Source organism: Cupriavidus sp. C1SS-2L, assembly GCF_057073735.1.
Map to the genome: position 1 here is coordinate 123,611 of NZ_CP172708.1, position 23,825 is coordinate 147,435.

The window sequence follows — 23,825 nt, forward strand, 5'->3', positions numbered from 1 at the left end:
CACTCGATGCATCCTAAGGACTTCGCCGCGCGCCGTTTTTGTCTGTCGCCTTTAGCCTACCGTCGTTTGCGGTCGCCCAGGCTCGCCCTTTCTCCCCGAACGTCACGCCCAACGACGCCATCGAGCAGCGCCAGGAACAACAGCAGGACGCGGCCAAGCAGCGCGCCATGGCCCGGCCCGACGTGCTGTCGCGAGCCGCCAGCGGTCCCACTTCTGGCCCGCTGATCCTCCCCACCGAATCGCCGTGCTTCCCGATCAAGGCGGTGGTGTGGGATGACGCGCAGGCGTTCGGCTGGCTCACGCCCGAATCCGAAATCCTCGTCGGTCAGTGCGCCGGCACCAAGGGCCTGCAGGCCATCCGCGATTACTTCGCGACGCGCCTGGTCAACGAGGGCTTCGTCACCACGCGCGTGCTGATTCCGGGACAGAACCTGTCCACGGGCACGTTGCGCCTGCAGGTGGTCGCGGGTCGCATCGAGCACGTCAAGTCCGATGACACCATTGGCCGGTGGCGCACGGCCTTGCCGACCGGTGCCGGCGGCCTCGTGAACCAGCGCGACTTGGATCAGGGCATGGAGAACATCCGCCGCCTGCAGGGCCAGGCCGACGCTACCATCGACCTCGTGCCCGGCGACGAGCCCGGCGAGGCCGACTTGGTGGTCAAGCCCGGTACCGGCAAGCGCTGGCATGGCCTGATCACAGCCGACAACGCCTGCCTGCAGAACACCGGCAAGTACCAGATGGGCGGCACCCTGACGGTCGACTCGCCACTCTTCCTCTACGACAGCCTCACGATTTCGGGGAACACCAATGCGAACGTCGGCAACGGCGCTGCGGGCACGCGCTCGTCGGCGATCAACTACAGTGTCCCGTTTGGCTACTGGAATGCTTTCTTCAACGCCAATCAGTCTCGCTACAAGCAGACCGTTGCGGGCTTCGAGGACGATATCGTCTATGGTGGGCGCAGTGCGCAAGTCGAGGCGGGAGTGGGCTACGTGCCTTTCCGCAATGCGTCGGGCAAGACGTCTGTCTACGGCAAGGTGTTCCGCAAGTCGGCCAGCAGCAGCATCAATGGGCTGGATCTGAGCGTCCAGCACCGCGATTTCGTCGGCTTCGAGGTCGGCGCCTCGCATCGCCAGTATTTCGGCAACAGCGTCTTCGACATCGGCGCCGCGTGGCGCCAGTCGTTGCCGGATCATTCCAAGGCCCCCGGATTCGTGCTGGGCCAGCCCGACTGGGACGGCAAGTCGGAGATCCTGCAGGGCAACCTGGGCCTGATGGTGCCGTTCCAGGTGAGCGGCCAGCGCCTGCGCTACCAAGGCAGCGTGCGCCTGCAATACTCGCCCACGCGCATCCTGCCGTCCGACTACTTCGCGATCGGCAGCCGCTACTCGGTGCGAGGCTTCGATGAGCAACTGACGCTGGCTGCCGAGAACGGCGCGCTCATGCGCAATGACGTCGCCTGGTCAATCGGCAACACCGGACACGAGGGCTTCGTCGGCTTCGACATGGGCCATGTCAGCGGCCCGTCGGCAGCGTTCCTGGTCGGCCAGACCCTGATGGGAGCCGTGATTGGAGCGCGCGGGCGCTGGCGCTTGGGGCACTGGGCGGCGCTCTCCTACGAGGTCACGCTCGGCACGCCGGTCAGGAAGCCGGACAACTTCCGCACCCATCGCACCAACATTGCGGCCCAACTTGGACTGGAGGTCTGAATGCGACGAATCAGATGGAGGCCAGCCATGACGATCGCCGCCTCCGTGGCCGGGCTCGCAGCGTGCGGCATTGCGGGCGTGACGCACACGCAGTTCAATTCGGTGCAGGAGGCCGTGGATGGCGACCGCGCCCGCTTGCGGGTGACCACGCAGGGCGATCCCTTTGGCGGCGCGGTGTGGGCAGCCCCGGACCGGGATTGCATGGATTGGGAAGCACAGCGTTCGGGCACCGTGATCGGCGGGCCACTTGGCAGCCGGGGCTTGCGCGACCGCAGCCTGGGTATGCCGGCTGGTAAGCCGGGGCGGCACAACGATTCTGCGGAGTTCTATGTGCGGGCCAACCAGCCGATCACCCTGAAGTACATGGCCGGACAAGACCCCTATCAGTGCTGGTTCGCCGTGTCCTTCGTGCCGGAAAAGGACAAGGACTATGAAGCGTCGTTCGTCAGCACGAAGCTGGCCCGAAGCTGTACCGTGCAAATTACGTCGCTCAGCGCCCCCACAGAAGTGGTTAAGGTCAGTCCAGCTGGATCGTGCAAATAAGCGCTTTTGCTGTTGGCCTCATTGCCGCGGCCCTGTACCGCCATACTCGATCACTATGGCTCGGAATCCTGCTGCATGGGCATCAATTCGCTGATCATGGCATTCGCAGTGTACGGCGTCGAGGCGACGTCCGGCACGCCGCTTTGGATCTGGGCCATATCGCTTGCCGGTGGGGTTGCAGGTGCGGTAGCTCTGCGCAGGGCGCTGGGGCGCGATGAGGGTCAGTCACTCAACGTCTGATACTCGGCGCAGGCAGTCTTCTGCCTGCTCGTACAGGAGGGGCGGAGCGCCGATGCGCGCTGCCGGCCCGCCTCACACCACCTCCTTCTCCCTCTTCCCAGCCTCCCTCCGCGCCGCGGCCGCCTTGCGCCGCTCATGCCGCTTCAGGCTCACCTGCTCAAACCGCCACATCACATAGCAGAACGCCAGGAACGGCCACAGCCACCCCAACCACTGCGCCAGGCTGTTGAAATGCACAAACCGCCCCATGCGCCAGCCTTGCTCGGAGATCCACGCATACGGATTCGACGGCAGCACATTGGTGAGCACGACCAGCGTGATCAGTGCCGCCATGGCCAGCACCGCGCGCAGCCAGCGCGGCACGTATAGCAACAGCGCCAGCGCCAGCGAGCTGGTCAGCAGCGCGAAGCGGCCGCCTTCGGACAGCCAGATGAAAGCGTTGCCATCGGGAAACTGCAGTTCGGCTACCGCAGCCTTCAGCAGCAGCGCCGCGGCGAGCAAGCCGGCGAGAATGCGTAGCATCGGCGCGTGCCGCCGCATCGAGATCGATGCGAACAGTCCCGTGCCGAGCCAGCTGCTCGCCGTTACGAGCGTTTCGAGCAACTGCTGGCTCTGCATGTCGTCCGGACGCAGGCCGATGCTTTCCTGCCACGCGGGCAGATCCGGCACCAGCATCTGCAGTACCTGCATCGGCCATGAGTCCGGGTCGGTCAGCCATTCGCGCACGATGCCGCCCATGCCGAACAGGTGTTCCTGCGGGAATATCTGCGCGAACGGCCACAGCATCAGCAGGATGATGGCGAAACTTGCGTGCGGCTCGAACCACGCGGTGCGCAACTGCGTGAGCGTGCCGCGGTCGATCAGCGCGGAGGTAAATGGCGCGACCACGGCGCCGCCTAGCAGTGCACCCAGTGCGTTGGTGATGAGGTCGATGTTCGACGAGATGCGGCTCGGCAGCCAGGTCTGCAGCGCCTCCATGCAGCCGGAGAGCAGGGCGCCCGCGACCAGTGCGATCAGCGTGGCGCGCGCGCCCGATATGCGCGGATGCAGTGCGAGCACGACCAGCGCGCCGAACGGACAGTAGCCGAGCACATTGGTCAGCAGATCGAACTCGGTGATGTAGCGCGGCTTGGGCGCGGTCAGGAATGCAAACGGCGAGACGCCGTTATCGACCCAGCCGGTGAACGGGTACAGGCTGGCGTAGACCACCAGCAGCGTGAAGCACACCACACCCACGCGCGCGAGCGGCGAGTACTTGGGCTCGACCGCCTCAGGCAGTGGCGCCTGCGGCGGCATGGCGGGCGGCGTGGGGGCCGGCACCATGGCGTTGCTTCCTTACTTGCCCTGCAAGGGCAGCCCGGCCGCCCACGCCAGCATGTCGGCAATGACCTTGTCGGTCGCGTCCGCCAGTGCCTTGACGCCGCCCGAGCCGTCGGCGCTCGGTGCCGGTTCGCGCGCGGTGAAGGTCTGCTGGCCGATCATGCCGTGCTGGTACACGGTGGCGCGCACGCGCACCACGCCGCGGCTGTCCGTCGCGCTGTCGAACACCTGCTCGAATTCAAGCATGTCGACCTTGAGCGCGGGGACCGAGGTGTCGCCAAACCAGGTCAGCGCGCCGCGCGCGGCCACGGCTTCGCGCAGGCGGCCGTCGAACAGCTGCGTGGGCGGGATGACCCAGCGCTGCGTCGCATAGGACTGCATCCGCTGGGCCTGCGAATACTGCAGGCGGTAGTACAGCGCATTGCTTTCCATCCACGTCGGGCCGTCGGTCTGCGCGATGCGGAGCTTGGGCAGCGTGCCGGCTGCCGCTTGCGTGGACAGCGGCGGGCCCAGGTCATAGGTGATGACGGGCGCTGATGCGCGTGTGAGCGAGCAGCCCGGCAGCGCGGACACGATGGCCAGCGCGGCGAGCAGGGTCCTGGCGGCGCGGCGGGCGGTGGGCAGGTCTGGTGTCGATGTCACGGTTGGCCTCGGTGGGTCAGGGCGGGCATGGCGGTCACGGTGCGCTGAAGCCGGGCTCGCCCGGGCCAGGCACGGGCGTCGGCGAACCGAACAGCAGGCTGTTGGGGCTGTCGCTGAACTGTCCGGCGGCGCGGTCGAAGGTGCGCATGGTCTGTCGCGCGTCGCGCGCCAGGCCGTTGACCTGCGGCAGCGTTTCCTGGCTCAGCGTGCCGGCCGCGGACTGGATCGACGCGGCCGCGCCTTGGAGGTCGCGCCCGACCGTATCGACGGTGCGCAGCACCGTGCCGTTCGGGTTGGACAATTCGTGCGTGAGCTTGCGTGTCGATTCCAGCGTTGCGTTGAGGTTTTCCGCGACCTTCGGCAGCCGCGCCGCGGCGGGCGCGAGCGAGTCGGAGAGTTTCGAGTAATCTTCGGCCGTCTTGTGGATCGAGCGAATGGCTGCCATCAGCTCGGCGCGGTTGCCGCCCTGGAACATGTCGTTGAGTGAGGTCATCATCGTTTCGACCTGCGTCAGCAGCGAATCGCCGCGCTTTTCCAGTTCCTCGAAAAATCCCGGGCGCATGGCGATGCGTGCCACGGCCTTGGGCGAGGTGTGCAGCGGCGGCGAGGCGCCGTTGCCTTCTTCCGCGGCGGTGTCGTCGAGCTGCACGTAAGCGATGCCGGTCACGCCCTGGAAGCCGAGCGTGGCATAGGTCGTGCGCGTGATCGGCGTGTCCTGGTTCACATTGACGCGCACGATGATCTGGCCCGGCACCTGCGGATCGAAACGAATCGACACCACCTTGCCCACCTCCAGGCCGCGGTACTTCACGTCTGCCTGCGGACCCAGGCCATTGACCGTCGAGCGCGTAACGAGGTCATACGGCACGCGTACGGCGTGGTCGCTGCTGAACCAGAAAATCGCGAACAGCACCAGCACGGCCAGGCCGATCGTGAACACGCCGGCAAGGAACGCGTGTGACTTGTTTTCCATCATGCTTCTCCAGATTGCCGGTCGCCGCGGGCCTGGTGCAGGGCCTGCATCGCGCGCTGCGCTCGTTCGCCGAGGAAGTATTCGCGGATGAACGGGTGGTCCACCTTGACGACCTCCTCGATCGGCGCCGCGGCCAGCACCTTGTGGTCGGCGAGCACGGCCACGCGGTCGGACAGCGCCACCAGCGTGTCCAGGTCGTGCGTGATCATCACCACGGTCAGGCCGAGTTCGCGGCGCAGTTCGCGGATCAGCGCCACGTAGTCGTCGGACGCCATCGGATCGAGTCCGGCGGTTGGCTCGTCTAGGAACACCAGTTCCGGCTCCAGCGACAGCGCGCGTGCCAGTGCCACGCGCTTGGTCATGCCGCCCGAAAGATCGGCCGGCATCTTGTCTGCGTCGCGCGCCGACAAGCCCACCATCTGCAGCTTGAGCAAGGCTGCCTGACAGATGAGATTGTCGGGAAGGGCGCGGAGTTCACGCAGCGGCAGTGCAATGTTGTCGATGACCGACAGCGCCGAGAACAGCGCGCCCCCCTGGAACTGCAATCCCCAGCGGTTGCGCAGCGCCTGCAGCTGCGAGGGCTTCAGGCGCGTCGGGTCTTCGCCGAAGATGCGGACCGACCCCGAGGTCGGCCGCTCCAGTCCGACGATCTGCCGCACCAGTACGGTCTTGCCGCTGCCCGAGCCACCGACGATCGACAGCACTTCGCCGCGGTACACATCGAGGTTCACGCCGTCGTGCACCACGGCCTTGCCGTAGCGCTTGACGAGGTTGCGGACCTCGATGATCGGCTCAGCCCGCTGCGCCAGTTCGGAGGTTGTCGTTGGCGCGTTCACAGGCCGACATCCTTGAACATCACGGCGAAGATGGCATCGGCCACGATCACGATCGTGATTGACACCACGACCGATGCGGTGGTGCCTTCACCGAGGCTTTGCGTGTTGGGCTTGATACGCAGGCCGAAGTGGCACGCCGCGAGGCCGATCAGGATGCCGAAGGCCACCCCCTTGCCCAGGCCCAGCCACAGGTTGGCCACGGGCACGGCATCGGGCAGCGCGCGCAGGAAAAACGTCGGACTGATGCCAAGCTGCATGCGCGCGGCGATGATGCCTCCGGCCAGTGCCAGTACGTCCGTCCACGCCACCAGCAGCGGCATGCAGACAGCCAGTGCGATCACGCGCGGCATGATCAGGCGGAAGCCGTGCGAGATGCCCATCACGCGCATGGCGTCGAGCTCCTCTGTCACGCGCATCACGCCGATCTGCGCCGTGATGGCCGAGCCCGAACGCCCGGCGACGAGGATGGCGGCCAGCACGGGGCCCAGCTCGCGGATCACGGCCATGCCCAGGATGTTGACGATAAAGGTACTCGCGCCGAACGTGCGCAACTGGTTGGCCGACAGGTACGACAGTACGATGCCGATCAGGAAGCCGACCAGCGCCGTGATGCCAAGCGCCTTGTACCCGATGTTGTAGATGTTGGCCGAGATCTCGCGCCACGGGCCGCGCTGCGGCATGCGCGCGAAGCGGATCAGGTCGAACGTGAGTTGCCCCAGCATGCTGACGCCGTTGGCGGCCTGCGCGAAAAAAGACAGGACCGAGGCGCCGAACACCGTGATCGGGTTGAAGCGCTCGACGATATGCTTCTTCCAGCCGTCGGCATGCAGGTCGGCGATGCGCTCGAACACGCGGCGCTGCCCTTCGCTGGCGTCGAGCCGCTGCGGCAGCTTGCCGTTCCACGCCTGCCACAGCAGCTGCCCGCCGATATGGTCGAGCTTGTCCACGCCGGCCAGCGACCAGTGCGCATCGTCCGGCGTCTGGCAGAGCTCGTGCAGGCGCGAGCGCATGGCGCGAGCCTGGTGGCATCCAGCCAGGCCGAGCGCGGTCCAGTCGCCACATAGCTGCACACTGACGGCTCCGTCCTGGCGCGTGATGTTGAAGGCAGGCGTCGTCTGGCGTTCCAAGGGCTGGGCAATGTGATGGCTTAGTCCCGATTCTAAGCCACAGGCCGGGGTGGCGCGAGGAAAGGGCACCGGCGGCTACAATGCGGCCTTGAGCCGGCGCGCGCCTCGCGGCGGTTCCGGGGCCGGCCAGACCGGCGCAATCCGACATGTTTATCGGCGTCTACGCCGCGTCCCCACGTCCCGACGTCTTTTCCACGCTTGCCATGACCACCGCCCCCGAATCGCAACCCGCCAGCCTGCAATCCTGGCGCATTGACGCCGACGCCCTGCGGGCCGCGTTGCCGCAGGCGCTCCAGGCATGGACGCTCGACCTGGTCGAAGAGACCGGTTCCACCAACGCCGACCTGACGCAGGCCTGCCGGCAGGCGCCGTGGTCGGACGCCGGCACCCTTCGCCTGGCCTATCGCCAGACCGCTGGCCGCGGCCGGCAGGGCCGCCCGTGGCAGGGGCAGGCGGGCCTGACGTTCTCGGTGGCGCTGCCGCTTGAGCTGTCGCCGTCCCGACTGAGCGGCCTGAGCCTGGGCGTCGGGCTCGCGCTGGCGCAGGCGCTTGGCGATGTCGAGGCGGCCCTGGGCGCGCGCGTCGGCTTGAAGTGGCCGAACGACCTGCAGATCGACGGGCGCAAGCTCGCCGGCATCCTGATCGAAGCCGTGCCGGCCGGGCCACAGCGCGTGTGGGCCGTGATCGGCATCGGCCTGAACCTGGTGCGCGATGCGCAGATGGAGGTCGCGCTCGGACGGGAACTGGCCGGCGTGGCCGAAGCCATGCCGGGTTTCGACGCGCAGCGCGACGCGACCCGGCTGCTGGTCGCCGTGCTCAGGCGGCTCGGCGCCATGCGCGATGCGTTCGTCGCGCACGGTTTCGCGCCGATGGCGGCCGAGTGGTCGGCACGCGATGCCTATCGCGACCAGCCCGTGCGGCTTCTGCATGATGGCCAGGTACTGGCTGAAGGCATGGCCCGGGGCGTCGACGGCGAGGGCCATCTGCTGCTGGAAACGCCTGCCGGTCTCGAACGCATTACCAGTGGCGAGCTGTCGTTGCGGCCGGCCGGAGGCGCGGCATGAGCGCACCCGTGCTGCTGATCGATATCGGCAATACGCGCCTCAAATGGGCCTGGTGCAATGCCGGCGAGGTCGCCGTGCAGGAACCGGGCCGGCTGCCGACGCCATGGCAGCACAGCGGCGCGGTCACGCATACCGACGACAGCGCCATGAGCACGCTGGCTGCCGCATTGCGCAACCTGCGCGGCGAGGGTCCGGTTCCGTCGGTATGGATTACCAATGTGGCCGGGCCGGTGATTGCCGGCCAGGTCGATGCCGCGCTCAACGCAGCATTTGGCGATGGCGCATCGGTGCAATGGGTGCGCAGCGCCGCCGCCCATGGGAGTCTCGTCAGCGGCTACCGCGAGCCCACGCAACTCGGCGTGGACCGTTGGGTCGGCAGCATCGGCGCGCACCGCTGGCTCCCCGGCGAGACGCTGCTGATCGTCACGGCCGGCACGGCGACGACGCTCGATATCGTCACGGCGCAGCCTGGCGGGCAGGGCCGCTTCGAAGGCGGGCTGATCCTGCCGGGCCTGGCGCTGATGCTGGCCACGCTTGCGCGCAATACCGCGCAACTGCCGGCGCTGGATGTAGAGGACACCGGCACCGCGGCCGCCTCGCGCCTGCCGTGGGCCGACAACACGCACGATGCCATTGCCGCTGGCTGCCTGGCCGCGCAGGCCGGCGCCATCGAGCGGACGTGGCGCACGCTGAGCGAACGCGGGCCGACGCGCTGCCTGCTGTCGGGCGGCGCGCGACACGCATTGGCCGGGGCGCTCGCTGTGCCATTCGAGATGCACGATAATCTCGTGTTGCTCGGCCTGCATGCAATGGCAACGGCCTGAGCGCAGCTCTGCCGCCGCATCTCGGTGATTCCGCCATCGTCAACGCGCCGACCCTTTCCCAACGCGCCGCCCCCATGTTCCGCCTAGATCCGCCCGACCAGCCGCGATGGCTGTCGATCTCGCTGCCGCTGCTGCTGCTGCTGCTGCTCGCCAACGTCGTCCTGCTTGCGGCCGTGCTGGGCGTGTTCGGCCCGGATCCGCTGTCGGACTGGTCTGGCACGCCGCGCGAACCGGCGCGGCTGCGGCAGCAGGTGCGTACCGAACGCATGGAGCTTCAACCGGCCCAACCAAACCGACCCGCCTCCGGCGCGGTGCCCGAGCCGGAGGCGCGCGGTGCCGGGCCGGCCGGCAAGGTGCTCGCGGCGGCGACAAAGCGCGTGGCAGTTGCGGCCAGCGAGGACCAGTGCGTGGAAATCGGCGGATTCAGCGCGCAGGCGGTCCGCCGCGCGGCGGAGGACTTGTCAGGCGGATCCTGGCAGGTCGAGCAATTCGAGCGCCGCGAACAGGTGCGCTGGTGGATCCACCTGCCGCCCCAGCCGACGCGCGAGAACCTTGAGCGAAAGCTGGCCGAACTGCGCCGCCGCAATGTGACGGACTATTCGGTGGTGACCAGCGGCTCGGCCGAGGCGGAGTCCTTCACCGTGTCGCTGGGCCTGTTCCGCGAACGTGAGCCCGCCGAGCACTACATGGAAACGCTGCGCGGGCAGGGCGTGCGCACCGCGGTGCTGGCGGACGCCCCGCACCCGTTCACGCGCCAGTGGCTGCGCGTGCGCGGCGCCGACGACGCTGCGCGCGCCCGGCTCAATGACATGCGGCAGCGCTACGGCGCCGAAACCTTGCTGGCCTGCGGCGCCGCCTGAAGGCGCTCAGCCATGCTGCCTGACCTTGGTCAGCAGCTTGGTGGTCGAGCGGTCGTGCAGGAACGGGATGGCAATCGCCGTGCCGCCCCAGCTGCGCACCAGGCGCGTTTCTTCGAGCGTGTCGATATCGTAGTCGCCGCCCTTTACATAGATATCGGGACGCACCTGGCGGATCAGCTCCACCGGGGTCTGCTCGCGGAACATCGCCACCAGGTCGACTGACGCCAGCGCGGCCAGCAGCGCCATGCGGTCGGATTCATGGTTCAGCGGGCGGTCGTCGCCCTTGCCAAGCATCCTGACCGAGGCGTCGCTGTTGACGCCCACGACCAGGCTGGCGCCGAGCTCGCGCGCCTGGGCCAGGTAGGTGGCGTGGCCGCGGTGCATGATGTCGAAGACGCCATTGGTAAACACCAGCGGGCGCGGCAGCGTAGCAATGCGCGCGGCCAGCGCGGCAACGTCGTCGGGCGGGGTCAGTTTGGATTCGAAGGCGGGTACGGACATGTCTGGGGCCAGGTTTCTCATCCCCGGAATGGTACCCCGGCTTGGCGACGCTGCGGCCGGATCAGCCTGCGCGCAACAGCGGCAGCAGCGCGTCATTGGCCGGCAGCGGCATCGTGGCCGCCGCAATGCCGCGCAGCACCGCCAGAAATTCCCTGCGCACCGTGGCCAGCCAGGGTGCCTCGGCGCAGCCGGCCAGGTAGAACAAGCTCACGTTGCCCCAGGCCGGAAAGCCGTGCGGCACCTCGGTGATATACGCCGCGCTGGCACCGTCGATCCACGGGACGTTGAACTTCAGCACCGGCGTCAGTCCGCCGCGCGAGCGCCACAGCGCCAGCTGCCCGTTCCAGGACGGCGCCACCGTCAGCCGCACGCCGCCCGTGGTATTCGCCAGGTAGCGCCGCACGGCGCTGTCGTGATCGGCGTCGTCGCTGAGCAGCGTCCAGTGTTCTCGGGGATCGTGGTCCTCGTTTCCGGTTTCCGCCAGCGGCAGGCCGATCAGGCAGCGCTGCGCCATCAGCATGTGCTCGGCCGCGATGCCGTCCAGCGATACCACGCCGTCGACCGTGACCGCGCAATCGATCAGTCCCTTGCGCAGGGCCTGTCCCACCTGCCGGCCATTTTCGAGCACGCTCGAGACGATCTGGCGCTCGGGCAGGGCCGCCGACAGCCGCGCCAGGACCTGCGTCAGGGCCGGATCGCCAAGCGCCATCGACAACCCGATGCGCATGGTCTGCCGCGGTCCGGTTTCCCGTGGCGCCTGCCGGTTGTGTTCGATCAGGCCGTGCCAGCTTTGCAGCATGCCGGATGCGGCTTTCTCCAGTTTCAGCCCGCGCGCCGTGGGAACCAGGTTGCCCCGACGCTCCAGGAACAGCTCGTCGCCGGTGACTTCGCGCAGCTTGCGGATCGCATACACGACCGTGGGCGCGCGCATGCCGAGTGCCGCAGCGGCGTTGCCGATGCTGCCGTGGCGCATGACGTGGAGAAAAACGTCGAGCGCCTTGAAATCAATGTGACGCAATATCGAACCCCCCAACGATTATGTTGCCGCGCGCCTGAATGAAATTGCCGCCCGGCCTTGGGCGGGCCATATCTGGTGGTTTCCATACTTTGCGGAAGCACCGATATGCGAAATGGGATCCCTTCGACAAACGGGAATGACTCACCCTTTCGGGGTAGGAGCACTGCGGTAAGTGCCTCGCCGGGTCGGGAGGCGTGATTATCTTATCGTATATTTCAAAGCCTTACAAAATGACTAGATTAAATCGTCTAATGTTTGAAAGGGTGAACATTGATAATCGGCGCCAATTACCACATCGACCAATGCAGGTGATTTATTTTTTCTTTTTCGTGATTTCAAAAGTTTCGTTGAAATGCCGCTTACCCATGCTGCAGGCGGCACTCCGAAGAGTATGGGCCGACAGATCGAGGCCTATGTAGTAACCCGCTACTACCGCGTCGGCCGATATGTTCTGTAGCATCTTGCGCCCTGGCCAGTAGCGGCCGACTGCGGGCACGTATTTACTGCCGATCCCTGCGTGGCTACACGAGAATTGTGTCGGCGCGCTTTTTCTGACGGATTAAGCGTGCGCGCCGATGGGGTGCGCGAAAATGACGGGCACCAATGAAAAAGCCCCATCGAATCGACGGGGCTTTCAGGTCAGCGAGGAAGGTTTCGCGGCTTATGCCGGCTGCTCGCCGCCAGCTTGCAGGCGCGCATTCAGTTCCTTGCGGTAGCGGTTCAGGTCCTGCACCGTCTCGAAGGTGCGTTCGAACAGCAGCGACATATTGTGCAGGATCCGTTCGATGACCTTCTTCTCCCAGCCTTCGTCGAAGCGGATCTGTTCGTCCAGCCACTTCTCGAGCCAGTCCGGATCCGGCAGTCGCGACTGCACCGTGTCGTTCGGGAACAGCGCCTTGTTGACGTGCAGGTTGGTCGGGTGCAGCGGCTTCTCGGTGCGGCGCGCCGACGCCATCAGCACGCCGATCTTGGCAAACGCGGAGCGCGCGTTGTCGCCGAACTGCGACAGATACTTCTTCATGTAGCGCAGGTAGGCGCCGCCATGGCGCGCTTCGTCCTGCGACAGCGTGCGGTAGATATGCTTGATGACCGGTTCCGAGTGCCATTCGGCCGCACGGCGGTACCAGTGGTTCAGGCGGATTTCGCCGCAGAAGTGCAGCATCAGCGTTTCGAGCGGCGGAGCCGGGTCGAACTCGAAGCGCACGGCGTGCAGCTCTTCCTCGGTCGGCACCAGGTCCGGGCGAAAGCGGCGCAGGTACTCCATCAGTACGAGCGAATGCTTCTGCTCTTCAAAGAACCAGATGCTCATGAAGGCCGAAAAGTCGGAGTCGTGGCGGTTGTCGCGCAGGAACATCTCCGTTGCCGGCAGGGCCGACCATTCCGTGATGGCGTTCATGCGGATGGTCTTGGCCTGGTCGTCCGTCAGCAGGCTGGCGTCGAAGGTGTCCCAGGGGATGTCCTTGTCCATGTGCCAGCGGACCGCTTCCAACGATTTGAACAGTTCGGGGTAGAGCATGGTAAGCCTTTGAAATTACGGGCGGATTCTACCAGATGCGAATTATTCTCTATTCCCTTTTTTAGGGCGGATCGCCGCAAATGCAACGACTATCTCTACGGTTCGTGCGGATTCGAAGTCATTTTTGGGCGATTAACGGCGTTGACATACAGTAATGTGTCAGTGGCGGCGCTTGGGCAGTTCGCCGGCGGCCTGCAGAACGGGTTCCTGCACGGCCAGCGCGGCGGGTCCGGACCCCGGGGAGGGCCGCGAAGAAGTGCCGGGAATGATGCCGTAGAGGAAGGAAGCCAGCTCGTCGGCCTGTGCGGCGGCATCGCGCTCGCCAAGCGCGATCAGGGACTGCGTGAACTCGGGCTCGAACAGCAGGTAACTCGCAAAAGCGGCGCCGCGTGCCTCCGTGCCGCCCAGCGGGGTCAGCAGTGCTCGCACCGTGCGCGGCAATTGCTGCAGGTGATCGGCGGCAATGGCCTCGATCGGCTCGCTCGGCGAAATCGTCATGACCTGCACGGGGCGCCAGCCTTCTGCGTCGCCCGCCAGTTCCGGCATGCGCGCGAGCAGCCGGTTGATATGGAGCAGGCGCTCGAGGTCAGCGGAAAGCCCGTCCAGGAAGATGCTGGCGAGCGCCTGTCCGCCCACCTGCGCCAGCGACGGATAGCCACCCGCGGGCACGGTATCGAACCACCCCGGACGCTGCCGCGACGCCGAGCCGATGGCCAGGACGCGCGAAGCCCCAAGATGGATCGCCGGCGACAGCGGCGACATCTGGCGCATGGTGCCGTCGCCAAACCACTCGTGGTGGCCGTCGAGTTCCAGCGCCATGGCCGGGAACAGGAACGGGATGGAGGCCGAGGCCAGCAGGTGGTCCACCGTGATCTGCGCCGGGACGGCGATGCGCTGGCTGCGGTGCCATGGATGGATGCGCCGGTGCGACTGGTAGAACGTCACATGCCTGCCAGTGCTGTACGACAGCGCGGTGACCGCGAAGGCCTGAAGCACGCCGGCGTCGAGGCTAGCCTGGATGCGGTGACCTTCGAACAGCTCGTCCAGCATGCTGCCCAGCGGCGCGTTGTCGAGCAGGGCGCGCGGCGCACGCCGGTGGGTGACCCAGCCGAACGCCAGTGCGGACAGCCACCGCGCTCCTGACACGCCCGCGCGCAGCACGTCGGTGCGATAGACGTCGTCGGTGTGGATGCCGTGCCAGAGTGCCGACAGGCTGTCCGCGGCGGCCTGGAAGTTCGCCGCCTGGATGGCCAGTCCCGCACCGTTGATCGCGCCCGCCGACGTACCGGCCACGATGCCGAACGGGATCGGGTCATGGCCGCGCCCATGCTGTGCCGCAATGCGGGCCACGCCGCTCAGCACGCCGGCCTGGTAGGCCGCGCGCGCGCCGCCGCCCATCATGATCAGCGCGGTGGCATTGCGCGTCACGCTGCCGTGGCGCGCCTGGACGTGTGCAGCTTCGTGGCTGGGGAAACTGTCTCTGTGCATGCGGTTTGTTGGGGGGGCGAGCGACCCGATGCAGGCAGGCTTATTCCTCGCCGCCGTCCGGAGTGCCGGGAGCGCCGTTGGACTTGGCTGCCTTGGCGGCGTCCGCCGGTTTCTTGCGGGCGGCAGTGCTCTTGGGTGCGGCCTTCGTGGCGCCCTTGGCCGGGCTCTTGGCGGCGGCGCCGTTCCTCGGCGCCGGTTCACCTGCGGTCTTGCCCGCGGTGGCCGTCTTGGCCGCCGGCTTTGCAGCCGTGGCAGATGCGTCTGGCGCATGGGCGGCAAAGCCGCCCATGCCGAACGGCGCCATGCTGGCCGCGGCGGCGCCGCTCGCGATCTGGTTGAACTGCTGTTGCAGCATGTCCCACCATAGCGACGCATTGGGCGGCAAGGCGGACTCCGCGGCCTGGCTGGCAGCTTCCGCCTGCGCACCGGGTGCCGGCGCGTCTTCCGCAGGCGCGGCCTGCTGTGCCGGCTTCTCGTCGGCGGCAGGGCGTGGCGGCGGCGAGGCGCTCGGCGCGTTGGCGGTGCGGGCCACGTTTTCCATGGCGCTTTGCATGGCTTCCGGCGAAAGCGCATTGCCGAAGGTCTGCAGCGCGACCAGCGTGGCGCGCTGTACCTCCAGGCCCTGGATGGTGGTATGCAGCAGGTTGGTGTTCAGTTGCAGCCAGCCTTCCACCGCCTTCAGGTCATGAATGCGCTTGTCGAGGTCTTCCAGGTTCATGGGCGGCGTCATGGCCGCCTGCAGGCCGGGCATCAGGCTGCCGGGCAAGCCCGCGCCGGTGCCCCAGAGCTTGCTCATGAGCTCGAAGCCGTTGGTGAAATCGGGAATCTGTCCGAACATGTCGCGCGCTCCGTGGTAGAGGCAGCCGGGCAGGCAAGGGGCGCCGCGGTCTGTCTCCATCCGATCTGGTTGGACTACTTGAACTGAGGCGGCCGCTTCTGGCGCAGGCTCGCCATGCCTTCGTGCACGTCGGGGCCGGCAAAGCCCATGAATTCGAGCGCCAGCGAGGAATCGAAAGCGGGACCGGCCATGCGCAGCCAGTTGTTGAGAGCGTACTTGGTCCAGCGGATCGCCGTCTGCGAACCAGCCGCCAGCCGGTTGGCCACCTCGAGCGCGCGCCCGACCAGTTCTTCCTCTTCCACCGCCAGCGAGACCAGGCCGATCCGCTCGGCTTCCTCGCCGCTGACCGACTCGCACAGCATCAGATAGTACTTGGCCTTGGCCATTCCGCACAGCAGGGGCCACACGATCGCCGCATGGTCGCCCGCGGCCACGCCCAGGCGCGTGTGCCCGTCGACGATGCGCGCGGTCTTCGCCGCGATCGAGATATCGGCAAGCAGCCCGGCCACGAGGCCTGCGCCGACGGCCGGCCCGTGCATGGCCGAGACCACCGGCTTGTCGCAGTTGATGACGTTGTAGACGAGGTCGCGCGCCTCGTGCCACACGCGCGTGCGCGTCTCGAAATCATTGGCCATGTCTTCGACGAGCGACAGGTCGCCACCGGCGGAAAAGCCCTTGCCCTCGCCGCGGATCAGCGCCACGCGCACGTCGGGGTCGGCCGATACATCGCGCCAGATTTCGGCGAGCTCGCGGTGCATATTGGCATCCGCGGTGGCCAGCTTCTGGTTGGCGGACTGCGCCGCGCCCATGACGATTTCCAGGATCGGGCCATGCTGGCGCAGCGTGAGTGCGCGATAGCGTTCGTAGCGGGAAGACAGCGGTGTAGGCGCAGGAGTCGGTGTGGTCATGGCAGGCCTGTGGAATGGAAAAAGGGCCGTGCCGGGTGCATGGAACAATTCACCAACCGGCCGGTCGGTAAATTATATGCACATCCGGCACGGCCCTGTCTGGCCGGCGCTCGACCGTCAGGGTTGCGCGACGAGCTGGTCGATTGCGCCGAACACCGAATGGCCCTGCGCGTCGAACATCTCGATCTTCACCGCATCGCCAAACTTCATGAACTCGGTCGACGGCTTGCCGTTTTCGATGGTCTCGATCATGCGCTTCTCGGCGATGCAGGCGTAGCCCTTCTTGCGGTCGACATTCGAAATCGTGCCCGAACCGACGATGCTGCCCGCGCGCACATTGCGCGTCTTGCAGATATGCGCGATGAGCTGGCCGAAATCGAACACCATGTCGGTGCCGCAATCGGGCTGGCCCACTTTCTTGCTGTTCCAGTGCACGGTCATCGGCAGGTGCACCTTGCGCTCGCGCCACGCGTCGCCGAGTTCGTCGGGCGTGACGGCAACCGGCGAGAACGCCGTGGCCGGCTTGCTCTGGAAGAAGCCGAAGCCCTTGCCAAGTTCGGCCGGGATCAGGTTGCGCAGCGACACGTCGTTGGCCAGCATCACGAGCCGGATGCCTTCGGCAGCCTGCTCGGGCGTGGCGCCCATCTTCACGTCGCCGGTAATGACGGCGACCTCGGCCTCGAAGTCGATGCCGAAGGTTTCGCTCGCGCACACGATGTCGTCGTAGGGGCCGAGGAAATCGTCGGAGCCGCCCTGGTACATCAGCGGATCGGTCCAGAATTCGGGCGGCATCTCGGCACCGCGCGCCTTGCGCACGAGCTCGACGTGATTCACGTAGGCCGAGCCATCGGCCCATTGGTACGCGCGCGGCAGCGGCGCCATGCAGTGCTTCGGATCGAACGCGAACGGGTGGCGCGCGCGGCCCGCGTTGAGGGCGTCATACAGGTCCTGGAGCTGCGGCGCATAGAAGGCCCAGTCGTCCAGCACGGTCTGCAGCCTGCCGGCGATCTCGGCGGCGTAATGGGCGATCTTCAGGTCGCGCGAGACGACCACCAGCTGGCCGTCGCGCGAGCCATCCTTGAGGGTGGCGAGTTTCATGTTGGATAGAGGCTTGATCTGTCGATGCGTGCGGTGCCGGATTTCCGGATTTCCCGGCGACCACACGTGGCGGCCGTTAGTCTACCGTGATGCCTTTCGCCTTGATGAGCTTGCCCCAGCGCTCGGCTTCGGCGTGCGCATACTGCGCGAACTCTTCGGGCGTGCTCGACACCGGTTCCACGCCCACGCCTTCCATGCGCTTCTGCACATCGGGGCTCTTGAGCGCCTTGACGAGTTCAGCGTTGAGCCGCGTCACGATCGGCTTCGGCGTGCCGGCCGGCGCCACCACGCCTTGCCACGCGTAGGCCTCGAAGCCCGCGACACCGCCCTCGGCGACGGTCGGCACATTGGGCAACATGGCCAGGCGCTTCGGCGTTGCCACGCCGAGCGCGCGCAGCTTGCCGGCGGTCACGTTCTGCTGGCCCGATGCCAGGTCCACGAACATCAGGTCCACCTGGCCGGCGAGCAGGTCCTGCACGGCCGGCGCGGCGCCCTTGTAGGGCACGTGCGTCATCTTGATGTGGGTCTGGTCCATGAACAGCTCCATGGCCAGGTGGTGCGGGCTGCCCGGGCCCGGCGACGCAAAATTGACCTTGCCGGGATTCTTCTGCGCGTACTCGATGACTTCCTTGAGCGTCTTAGCCGGGAAATTCGGCGTGGCCACCAGCACCAGCGGGAAGCGCGCGATCATGCCGACGTGCACGAAGTCCTTATCGGCGTTGTAGGGCAGCTTCTTGTACAGCGACGGATTGGCGGCCAGCGTGGCCGTGTCGGCGGTCAACACGGTGTAGCCGTCGGGCTTGGCGTGCGCGACCGCGTCAGCGCCGACGATGGTCGCCGCGCCAGGACGGTTGTCGATCACCACCTGCTTGCCGAGCGCAGGGGTAATGGCCTGACCCAGCGTACGCGCGACCACGTCGGTACCGCCGCCTGCCGGATAGGGCACCACCCAGCGGATCGGCTGCGACGGCCATGCGTCGGCCGCGCGCGCAGTCGCGGCGGCGCCCACGGCCAGCGTGGCGGTAGCGGCAAGGACGGCCAGGGAACGTGAGGCGGCGCGCAGCGTGGCGCGCGCGGGGCGGAAGGGCATCATCGGTTGTCTCCGTCTGGGTATTCGCAGCCCGGCCTTGTCCTGCGGCACCGCGGTCCATGCTGACCAGTGGGCCCCGGGTCTGTCGGCAAAGTCTACTCACCGTTTAAAAATTGGTAAATCGATTTCGCTATAGTAAATTTACGTAAGGTTTTTGCCGGATCCCCTGTGCTGCCGGCGCCGAATACCCCACAATTCTGCTTTATCTCCCGATTTTTTCCATTCACGCCACCGATGCTCGCCGCGCATGACCGAACTTGAGGAAGACGACGCCAAGCTGCGCTCCGGTATCCAGTCCATCGAGGTAGGGTTCAAGCTGCTGCAGGCGCTGGCCGCCTCGCCGCGCGCGATGATGCTGCGCGACCTCGCCGCCGCGGCGGAGATGAATCCGGCCAAGGCCCATCGCTACCTGGTCAGCTTCCTGCGCCTCGGCGCAGTGGCGCAAGACCCGGTGAGCGGGCGCTATGATCTCGGGCCGTTCGCGCTGCAGCTCGGGCTGGCCGGCCTGAACCGGCTGGATCCGGTCAAGAAGGCGCGGCCGATCCTGTCGCAGTTGCGTGACGAGATCGACCTGACCGCGGGCATCGCGGTGTGGGGCAACCACGGGCCCACCATCGTGCACTGGGAGGAATCGAGCCACCCGGTCACGGTCAGCCTGCGGCTCGGCGACGTGATGCCGATGCTCAACTCCGCCACCGGCCGCCTCTACGGCGCGTACCTGTCGCGCAAGCAGACGCTGCCGCTGATCGAGCGCGAGCTGGCCGCGCGCGGCCAGGACGACGTGCCCGACATCCCGGCCAGCCTGTCCGAATACGATGCGATCTGCGCCGATGTGCGCACACACGGCGCGGCGCGTACGCGCGGCGGCGTGCTGCCGGGCATCAACGCGTTCTCGATGCCGGTGTTCGACGCCAACGGCCATCTGGCCATGGGTTTGATCGTGCTCGGCGCGCAAAGCATATTCGATGCAGAATGGAACGGTACGGTCGATCGCCGCGTGCGAGAGATCGCCAAACAGCTTTCATCGGAACTCGGCTACCTTGGCGCCGCCCAAACGGCCGGACGGAACGGCCCCCTCTGATTCTCGCGCCAGAACCGGCGCCGATCCGCGCGTTTGGCGGCGGCGGCGCTGGATCCTCGTCATCTTGCTGGTGCTGCTCGTGCACATGCTGGCCGTGATCGGCTTCCTGCGCATGCCCGGCCCGCTGATCCCGCTCGATGTCAGTGAAACGCCGGCGCTCGAAGCGGTGCTGTTGCCGCCGCCGCGGCCGGCGCGCCCGCCGCCCGCGGTGCCTCATCCCACGCCAAAGCCGCGTCCTGCCGCGCCTCAGCCCGTCCCCAAGGCCGTGGAAACACCGCCCGAGCCGCCTGCGCCGCCTGTAGCGACATCCGAAGGCGGTACCACCGAAACCGTCACCGGTCCTGGCGGCAACGGCGCCGGCGCAGCCGCTGCGCCGTCCCCGGCTCCGGCTCCTGCTGGACCGGCCGGTCCGCCCGCACAGGAAGGCGAAAAATACGTTCCGCCGCCTTCGGCCACCATGCACTACGCGAGCTTCGTCAACGGCGTGCAGAACCCGGACGGTCTGATCCGCTGGGAGCAGGACGGCAAGCACTATCGCCTGGCGGTCGAGACGCGCGTGCTGTGGTTCCGCTTCGCCTTCCAGAGCAGCGGTGTCATGACCGAGACGGGCCTCGTCCCCGAACGCTACGAGGAAAACCGGCGCGGCAAATCCGAAGCCGCACGCTTCGACCAGTCCGCCGGCACGGTCGCGTTCGCGCGGGGCACACAGGCGCAGCTGTCGCCGGGTGCCCAGGACCGGTTCAGCGTGTTCCTGCAACTGGTGGGTCGCGTCCGTGGCAATCCTCAGCGCTATGCGGCGCCGGGCGTCACCGAGGCGTTCCAGGTCGCCGACACGCGGGACATGCAACCGATGCAAGTGCAGTATGTTGGAGAGGAAGAGATCGATACCGGCCGCGGCATGGTGCGTGCCAAGCACTTTGTGCGGCTGCAACGGCACGCGGGCGACAAGCGTCGCGTGGAAATCTGGCTAGCGCAGTCGCTCGGGTGGATGCCAGTGCGGCTGCGCCAGACCGAGCCGGACGGCACGCAGATCGACCTCGTCTATCGCAGCACCGAAGGCCAGTAACGGCGCGCGGCGCCGCCCGCGCCGAACCGTCAGCCATTCAAGGAGCTCCGCCATGACCGCCAGCACCGCAGCCAACACATCCGGAGAGACGCATCGCATCCACGCCGATGGCGCCGACCTGCACGTCCGCGTGGATGGCGCCGACGGCCCGTGGGTCATCCTTGCGCACGCACTCGGCGCCAACCATACGCTGTGGGATGCCACGGCGCGCCATCTTTCGTCGCGCTATCGCGTCGTGCGCCCGGACATGCGCGGCCATGGCAACAGCGATGCACCGGTCGGGCCCTACACGATGGTGCGGCTGGCCGACGATGTCGCCGCCATCATGGACGCGCTGCAGATACCGCAGGCGCATTTCTGCGGCATCTCGGTGGGTGGCATGATCGGCGAGACGCTTGGCGTGCGCCATGCCGAACGGCTGCTATCGCTGACGCTCGCGGCCACCATCAGCCGCACGCCGCTGGAAGCGCATCCGATGTGGCACAACCGCATCGGGCAAGTCGAAGCGCATGGCATGTCGGGCCTTGCGGATGCCACGCTGGAGCGCTGGCTGACCGAGCCATTCCGCAACGCGCATCCCGACGAAGTCGCGCGCATCCGCGCGATGCTGCTGGCCACGCCGGTACGCGGCTATGTCGGCGTAGGGCAGGCCGTAATGGCGTTCGACATGGCAAGCGCCCTGGGCCGCATCCATTGCCCGACGCTGGTCGTAGCGGGCGAACATGACCAGGGTGCGACAGTCGCCATGGCGAAGTCCATCGCCTCGGCGATTCCTGGGTCTCGGCTGGAAGTCTTGCCTGCGGCGCATCTGGTGTCGGTCGAACAGGCGGATCGCTTCCATGCCGCGCTGGATACGTTCCTCGGTCACGCTGCCTGCGGCGGCCAATGCGACGTTCCGTAAGGCACAACACACTGGTGTCCAAACCTCAAGAAACTTGTTGGTGTTGCCGTTGCCCAACTTATAAAGGCAGAAAACGTTGTATCCGTACGGCGGCTCGCACGCAAAACTTGAAATTGCCGTGGCCGCCCCTAGCTTGGAGATAACCACGCCGCGCCCCGCTCAACGGCAACAATGAAAAAGGCCGGCCGCCCCAACCATGACGCAAGGAGGTGTGCCATGCAAATGATCTACAACAGCGACAACTACTGCATCGTTGAGTTTGGCGCAGATGTCGAGCAAGCGCCTCTTGAATTCGGTGGCTATGAAATCGTCGACAAGAACATGAAGCGGGAGATTTTTCTTGGCGGGAAGCTGGCTGAGAATTTCCGTGCCGACGTGCAGAGGCTGATCGAAAGCGAGCCGTCAGTGGAAGAAGTTGACGATTTTCTCGGGAAGTTCGATACGGTGATGACGCATCCGCTGGTGATGCATTGAGCGTGTCAGCCCTCGAATGACGTGACGCCCGCGGTATCGCGGGCGTTGTCATTTCTGGCCGCTTCGTTCGATGCCGGGGCGCTCAATACTGCTCCCACGGCAATCCCTCGAACCTCCACCCATTCACCGTATTCCGGTGCCGCTCCGCATCCAGATCACCTTCAAATCCATGCAGAACGTTATAAACACTCGAAAACCCGGCCCCCTCTAAAGCGCGAGCCGCAGCCGTAGACCGATTGCCGCTGCGGCAGATCAACAGCACAGGTCGCGCCGAAGCCTGCCCGGCAAGCTTCTTCACAACCTGCACGAAATGCGGATTCACTTCCCAATCGGGCCCGTCATTCCAGGGCACGTTGTGTGCGCCTTTGGGGTGTCCGACGAACAGGTATTCCATCTCGCTGCGGCAATCGATGAACAATGCCTCGGGCGATTGCTGCAACAGGGCCTGGGCGTCGGCGGGGCTGAGGTGTTCCATGGCGGTGCGGAGGCAGCCGGCGCCAGCGCCGGCAAATGGTGATCGTTACGCCTCTCAGTGTAGGCGCCCAGACCGTATGCAGGCAACCCGCCACACCCGCAAGGCCTTGATGCACCTGATAAAATCGCCGTCTTGACTATCCGTCCCGCCTTCTAACAGTCCCCGCCATGAGTGCCCCTGAACAACCCTCCGTGCGTCCCTATACACGGGCTGCCAATCTGCCCCGGCTGCTGCGCGAGCGCATCCTGATTCTGGACGGCGCCATGGGCACCATGATCCAGCGCTACAAACTGACCGAAGCCGACTATCGCGGCGAGCGCTTCGCGGAACACAAGGTCGACGTGAAGGGCAACAACGAATTGCTGCTGCTCACGCGTCCGCAGGTCATCAGCGAAATTCACGAGCAGTACCTCGCCGCCGGCGCGGACATCATCGAGACCAATACCTTCGGCGCCACAAGTGTGGCGCAGGAGGACTACAAGATGGCCGAGCTCGCGTACGAGATGAATGTCGAAGCCGCGAAGCTCGCGCGCGCGGCCTGCGACAAGTACAGCACGCCTGACAAGCCGCGCTTCGTGGCCGGCGCGTTCGGCCCCACGCCGAAGACAGCCAGCATCTCGCCCGACGTGAATGATCCGGGCGCGCGCAATATCACGTTCGAGGAACTGCGCGAGTCCTACTACGAGCAGGGCAAGGGCTTGCTCGATGGCGGCGCCGATGTGTTCCTCGTGGAAACGATCTTCGACACGCTCAACGCCAAGGCGTGCCTGTTCGCGATCGATCAGCTCTTCGAAGACACCGGCGAGCGCCTGCCCGTGATGATCTCCGGCACCGTGACCGATGCGTCGGGCCGCATTCTCTCGGGCCAGACCGTCGAAGCGTTCTGGAACAGCCTGCGCCATGTGAAGCCCGTCACGTTCGGCCTGAACTGCGCGCTGGGCGCGACGCTGATGCGTCCATACATCGCCGAACTGGCGAAGGTCTGCGACGTGGCGATTTCTTGCTACCCGAACGCGGGCCTCCCGAATCCGATGAGCGAAACCGGCTTCGACGAGACGCCGGAAGTCACTTCGTCGCTGGTCGACGAATTCGCCGCCTCGGGGCTGGTGAACCTGGTGGGCGGCTGCTGCGGCACCACGCCTGAACACATTGCCGCCATCGCCGAGCGCGTGGCGAAGCGGAGCCCGCGCACGTGGCCGGGCCAGTACAGCGAAGCCGCCTGAGCCAGCG

At 66.5% G+C, this 23,825-nt stretch carries 25 protein-coding genes and 1 pseudogene; 12 read left to right on the plus strand and 14 right to left on the minus strand.

The genetic code is table 11. From position 1 onward, the window contains the following. Positions 1–38 precede the first annotated feature (38 nt). The 4 genes and pseudogenes from ACIGJG_RS00485 to ACIGJG_RS00500 all read left to right on the plus strand — a co-directional run bounded on the left by ACIGJG_RS00485 (position 39) and on the right by ACIGJG_RS00500 (position 2,495). On the plus strand, positions 39–1,712 hold the full coding sequence (locus ACIGJG_RS00485; RefSeq protein ID WP_258234602.1) for a ShlB/FhaC/HecB family hemolysin secretion/activation protein: 1,674 nt from the start codon (positions 39–41) through the stop codon (positions 1,710–1,712). A gap of 27 nt (positions 1,713–1,739) precedes the next feature. Next, a complete protein-coding gene (locus tag ACIGJG_RS00490) occupies positions 1,740–2,255 on the plus strand; it encodes a hypothetical protein (RefSeq protein ID WP_041679438.1) in 516 nt (171 codons plus the stop codon). After that, a pseudogene (locus ACIGJG_RS00495) lies at positions 2,246–2,290 on the plus strand (hypothetical protein); the annotation flags it as partial. The gene ACIGJG_RS00490 and the pseudogene ACIGJG_RS00495, both read left to right, overlap by 10 nt. A gap of 40 nt (positions 2,291–2,330) precedes the next feature. Next, complete coding sequence (locus tag ACIGJG_RS00500) at positions 2,331–2,495, plus strand: hypothetical protein (protein WP_181184460.1); 165 nt, start codon at positions 2,331–2,333, stop codon at positions 2,493–2,495. Between the two features lie 72 nt (positions 2,496–2,567). On the opposite strand, the gene ACIGJG_RS00505 is transcribed toward ACIGJG_RS00500, so the two are convergent. Genes ACIGJG_RS00505 through ACIGJG_RS00525 form a run of 5 tightly spaced genes read right to left on the minus strand, consistent with a single transcriptional unit; the run spans position 2,568 to position 7,276 of the window. Beyond that, a complete protein-coding gene (locus ACIGJG_RS00505; protein WP_220631202.1) occupies positions 2,568–3,818 on the minus strand; it encodes a VanZ family protein in 1,251 nt (416 codons plus the stop codon). A gap of 12 nt (positions 3,819–3,830) precedes the next feature. After that, a complete protein-coding gene (locus tag ACIGJG_RS00510; protein WP_483672642.1) occupies positions 3,831–4,457 on the minus strand; it encodes an ABC-type transport auxiliary lipoprotein family protein in 627 nt (208 codons plus the stop codon). Positions 4,458–4,491: 34 nt separating this feature from the next. Continuing rightward, positions 4,492–5,433 carry an MlaD family protein gene (locus ACIGJG_RS00515; RefSeq protein WP_140953228.1) on the minus strand — a complete coding sequence of 314 codons (942 nt, stop codon included), beginning with the start codon at positions 5,431–5,433 and terminating at the stop codon, positions 4,492–4,494. Beyond that, complete coding sequence (locus ACIGJG_RS00520) at positions 5,430–6,266, minus strand: ABC transporter ATP-binding protein (protein ID WP_483672643.1); 837 nt, start codon at positions 6,264–6,266, stop codon at positions 5,430–5,432. Before ACIGJG_RS00520 ends, ACIGJG_RS00515 begins: the two co-directional genes overlap by 4 nt. Beyond that, a complete protein-coding gene (locus ACIGJG_RS00525; RefSeq protein ID WP_245001965.1) occupies positions 6,263–7,276 on the minus strand; it encodes an MlaE family ABC transporter permease in 1,014 nt (337 codons plus the stop codon). The genes ACIGJG_RS00520 and ACIGJG_RS00525 overlap by 4 nt, the downstream gene beginning before the upstream one ends. 320 nt (positions 7,277–7,596) lie before the next feature. On the opposite strand from ACIGJG_RS00525, the gene ACIGJG_RS00530 reads away from it, so the two are divergent. The 3 genes from ACIGJG_RS00530 (at position 7,597) to ACIGJG_RS00540 (ending at position 10,141) form a co-directional block, all read left to right on the plus strand. Further along, positions 7,597–8,457: a biotin--[acetyl-CoA-carboxylase] ligase gene (locus tag ACIGJG_RS00530; protein WP_483673095.1), complete on the plus strand. Its 861-nt coding sequence runs from the start codon at positions 7,597–7,599 to the stop codon at positions 8,455–8,457. Next, complete coding sequence (locus ACIGJG_RS00535; protein WP_140953226.1) at positions 8,454–9,281, plus strand: type III pantothenate kinase; 828 nt, start codon at positions 8,454–8,456, stop codon at positions 9,279–9,281. Before ACIGJG_RS00530 ends, ACIGJG_RS00535 begins: the two co-directional genes overlap by 4 nt. Before the next feature lie 74 nt (positions 9,282–9,355). Next, positions 9,356–10,141: an SPOR domain-containing protein gene (locus tag ACIGJG_RS00540; RefSeq protein ID WP_483672644.1), complete on the plus strand. Its 786-nt coding sequence runs from the start codon at positions 9,356–9,358 to the stop codon at positions 10,139–10,141. A gap of 6 nt (positions 10,142–10,147) precedes the next feature. Here ACIGJG_RS00540 and rfaE2 read toward each other — a convergent pair whose 3' ends face one another. From rfaE2 to ACIGJG_RS00580, 8 genes are all read right to left on the minus strand, one after another. Then, positions 10,148–10,642 carry a D-glycero-beta-D-manno-heptose 1-phosphate adenylyltransferase gene (gene rfaE2 / locus ACIGJG_RS00545; protein WP_140953224.1) on the minus strand — a complete coding sequence of 165 codons (495 nt, stop codon included), beginning with the start codon at positions 10,640–10,642 and terminating at the stop codon, positions 10,148–10,150. 61 nt (positions 10,643–10,703) lie between these two features. Then, entirely contained in the window at positions 10,704–11,660 is a 957-nt protein-coding gene (locus ACIGJG_RS00550; RefSeq protein WP_140953223.1) for a LysR family transcriptional regulator, read from the minus strand. 661 nt (positions 11,661–12,321) lie between these two features. Further along, a complete protein-coding gene (locus ACIGJG_RS00555; protein ID WP_011296297.1) occupies positions 12,322–13,176 on the minus strand; it encodes a ferritin family protein in 855 nt (284 codons plus the stop codon). A 159-nt stretch (positions 13,177–13,335) separates the two neighbouring features. After that, a complete protein-coding gene (locus ACIGJG_RS00560; protein WP_483672645.1) occupies positions 13,336–14,664 on the minus strand; it encodes a patatin-like phospholipase family protein in 1,329 nt (442 codons plus the stop codon). 40 nt (positions 14,665–14,704) lie between these two features. After that, entirely contained in the window at positions 14,705–15,502 is a 798-nt protein-coding gene (locus tag ACIGJG_RS00565; RefSeq protein WP_041679440.1) for a PhaM family polyhydroxyalkanoate granule multifunctional regulatory protein, read from the minus strand. 74 nt (positions 15,503–15,576) lie between these two features. Further along, positions 15,577–16,410, minus strand: a complete 834-nt coding sequence (locus tag ACIGJG_RS00570) for an enoyl-CoA hydratase/isomerase family protein (RefSeq protein ID WP_483672646.1) — start codon at positions 16,408–16,410, stop codon at positions 15,577–15,579. Positions 16,411–16,527: 117 nt separating this feature from the next. Beyond that, positions 16,528–17,508: a fumarylacetoacetate hydrolase family protein gene (locus ACIGJG_RS00575; protein ID WP_011296301.1), complete on the minus strand. Its 981-nt coding sequence runs from the start codon at positions 17,506–17,508 to the stop codon at positions 16,528–16,530. A gap of 76 nt (positions 17,509–17,584) precedes the next feature. Then, positions 17,585–18,601, minus strand: coding sequence for a Bug family tripartite tricarboxylate transporter substrate binding protein (locus ACIGJG_RS00580; RefSeq protein ID WP_483672647.1), 1,017 nt, complete (start codon positions 18,599–18,601; stop codon positions 17,585–17,587). Positions 18,602–18,845: 244 nt separating this feature from the next. Between ACIGJG_RS00580 and ACIGJG_RS00585 the strand changes: the two genes are divergently transcribed. The 4 genes from ACIGJG_RS00585 (at position 18,846) to ACIGJG_RS00600 (ending at position 22,120) form a co-directional block, all read left to right on the plus strand. Continuing rightward, positions 18,846–19,679 carry an IclR family transcriptional regulator gene (locus tag ACIGJG_RS00585; protein ID WP_011296303.1) on the plus strand — a complete coding sequence of 278 codons (834 nt, stop codon included), beginning with the start codon at positions 18,846–18,848 and terminating at the stop codon, positions 19,677–19,679. Between the two features lie 85 nt (positions 19,680–19,764). Further along, positions 19,765–20,745 carry a DUF3108 domain-containing protein gene (locus ACIGJG_RS00590; RefSeq protein WP_011296304.1) on the plus strand — a complete coding sequence of 327 codons (981 nt, stop codon included), beginning with the start codon at positions 19,765–19,767 and terminating at the stop codon, positions 20,743–20,745. Between the two features lie 52 nt (positions 20,746–20,797). Then, the gene (locus tag ACIGJG_RS00595) at positions 20,798–21,646 is read left to right on the plus strand and encodes an alpha/beta fold hydrolase (protein ID WP_483672648.1); all 849 of its coding nucleotides are present in this window, start codon (positions 20,798–20,800) and stop codon (positions 21,644–21,646) included. Positions 21,647–21,862: 216 nt separating this feature from the next. Further along, positions 21,863–22,120: a BTH_I0359 family protein gene (locus ACIGJG_RS00600; protein WP_011296306.1), complete on the plus strand. Its 258-nt coding sequence runs from the start codon at positions 21,863–21,865 to the stop codon at positions 22,118–22,120. 82 nt (positions 22,121–22,202) lie between these two features. Here ACIGJG_RS00600 and ACIGJG_RS00605 read toward each other — a convergent pair whose 3' ends face one another. Then, positions 22,203–22,595: a rhodanese-like domain-containing protein gene (locus ACIGJG_RS00605; RefSeq protein WP_011296307.1), complete on the minus strand. Its 393-nt coding sequence runs from the start codon at positions 22,593–22,595 to the stop codon at positions 22,203–22,205. A 167-nt stretch (positions 22,596–22,762) separates the two neighbouring features. On the opposite strand from ACIGJG_RS00605, the gene ACIGJG_RS00610 reads away from it, so the two are divergent. Further along, positions 22,763–23,818 (plus strand): homocysteine S-methyltransferase family protein, encoded by a 1,056-nt coding sequence (locus ACIGJG_RS00610; protein WP_483672649.1) that lies wholly within the window; start codon positions 22,763–22,765, stop codon positions 23,816–23,818. Positions 23,819–23,825 lie beyond the last annotated feature (7 nt).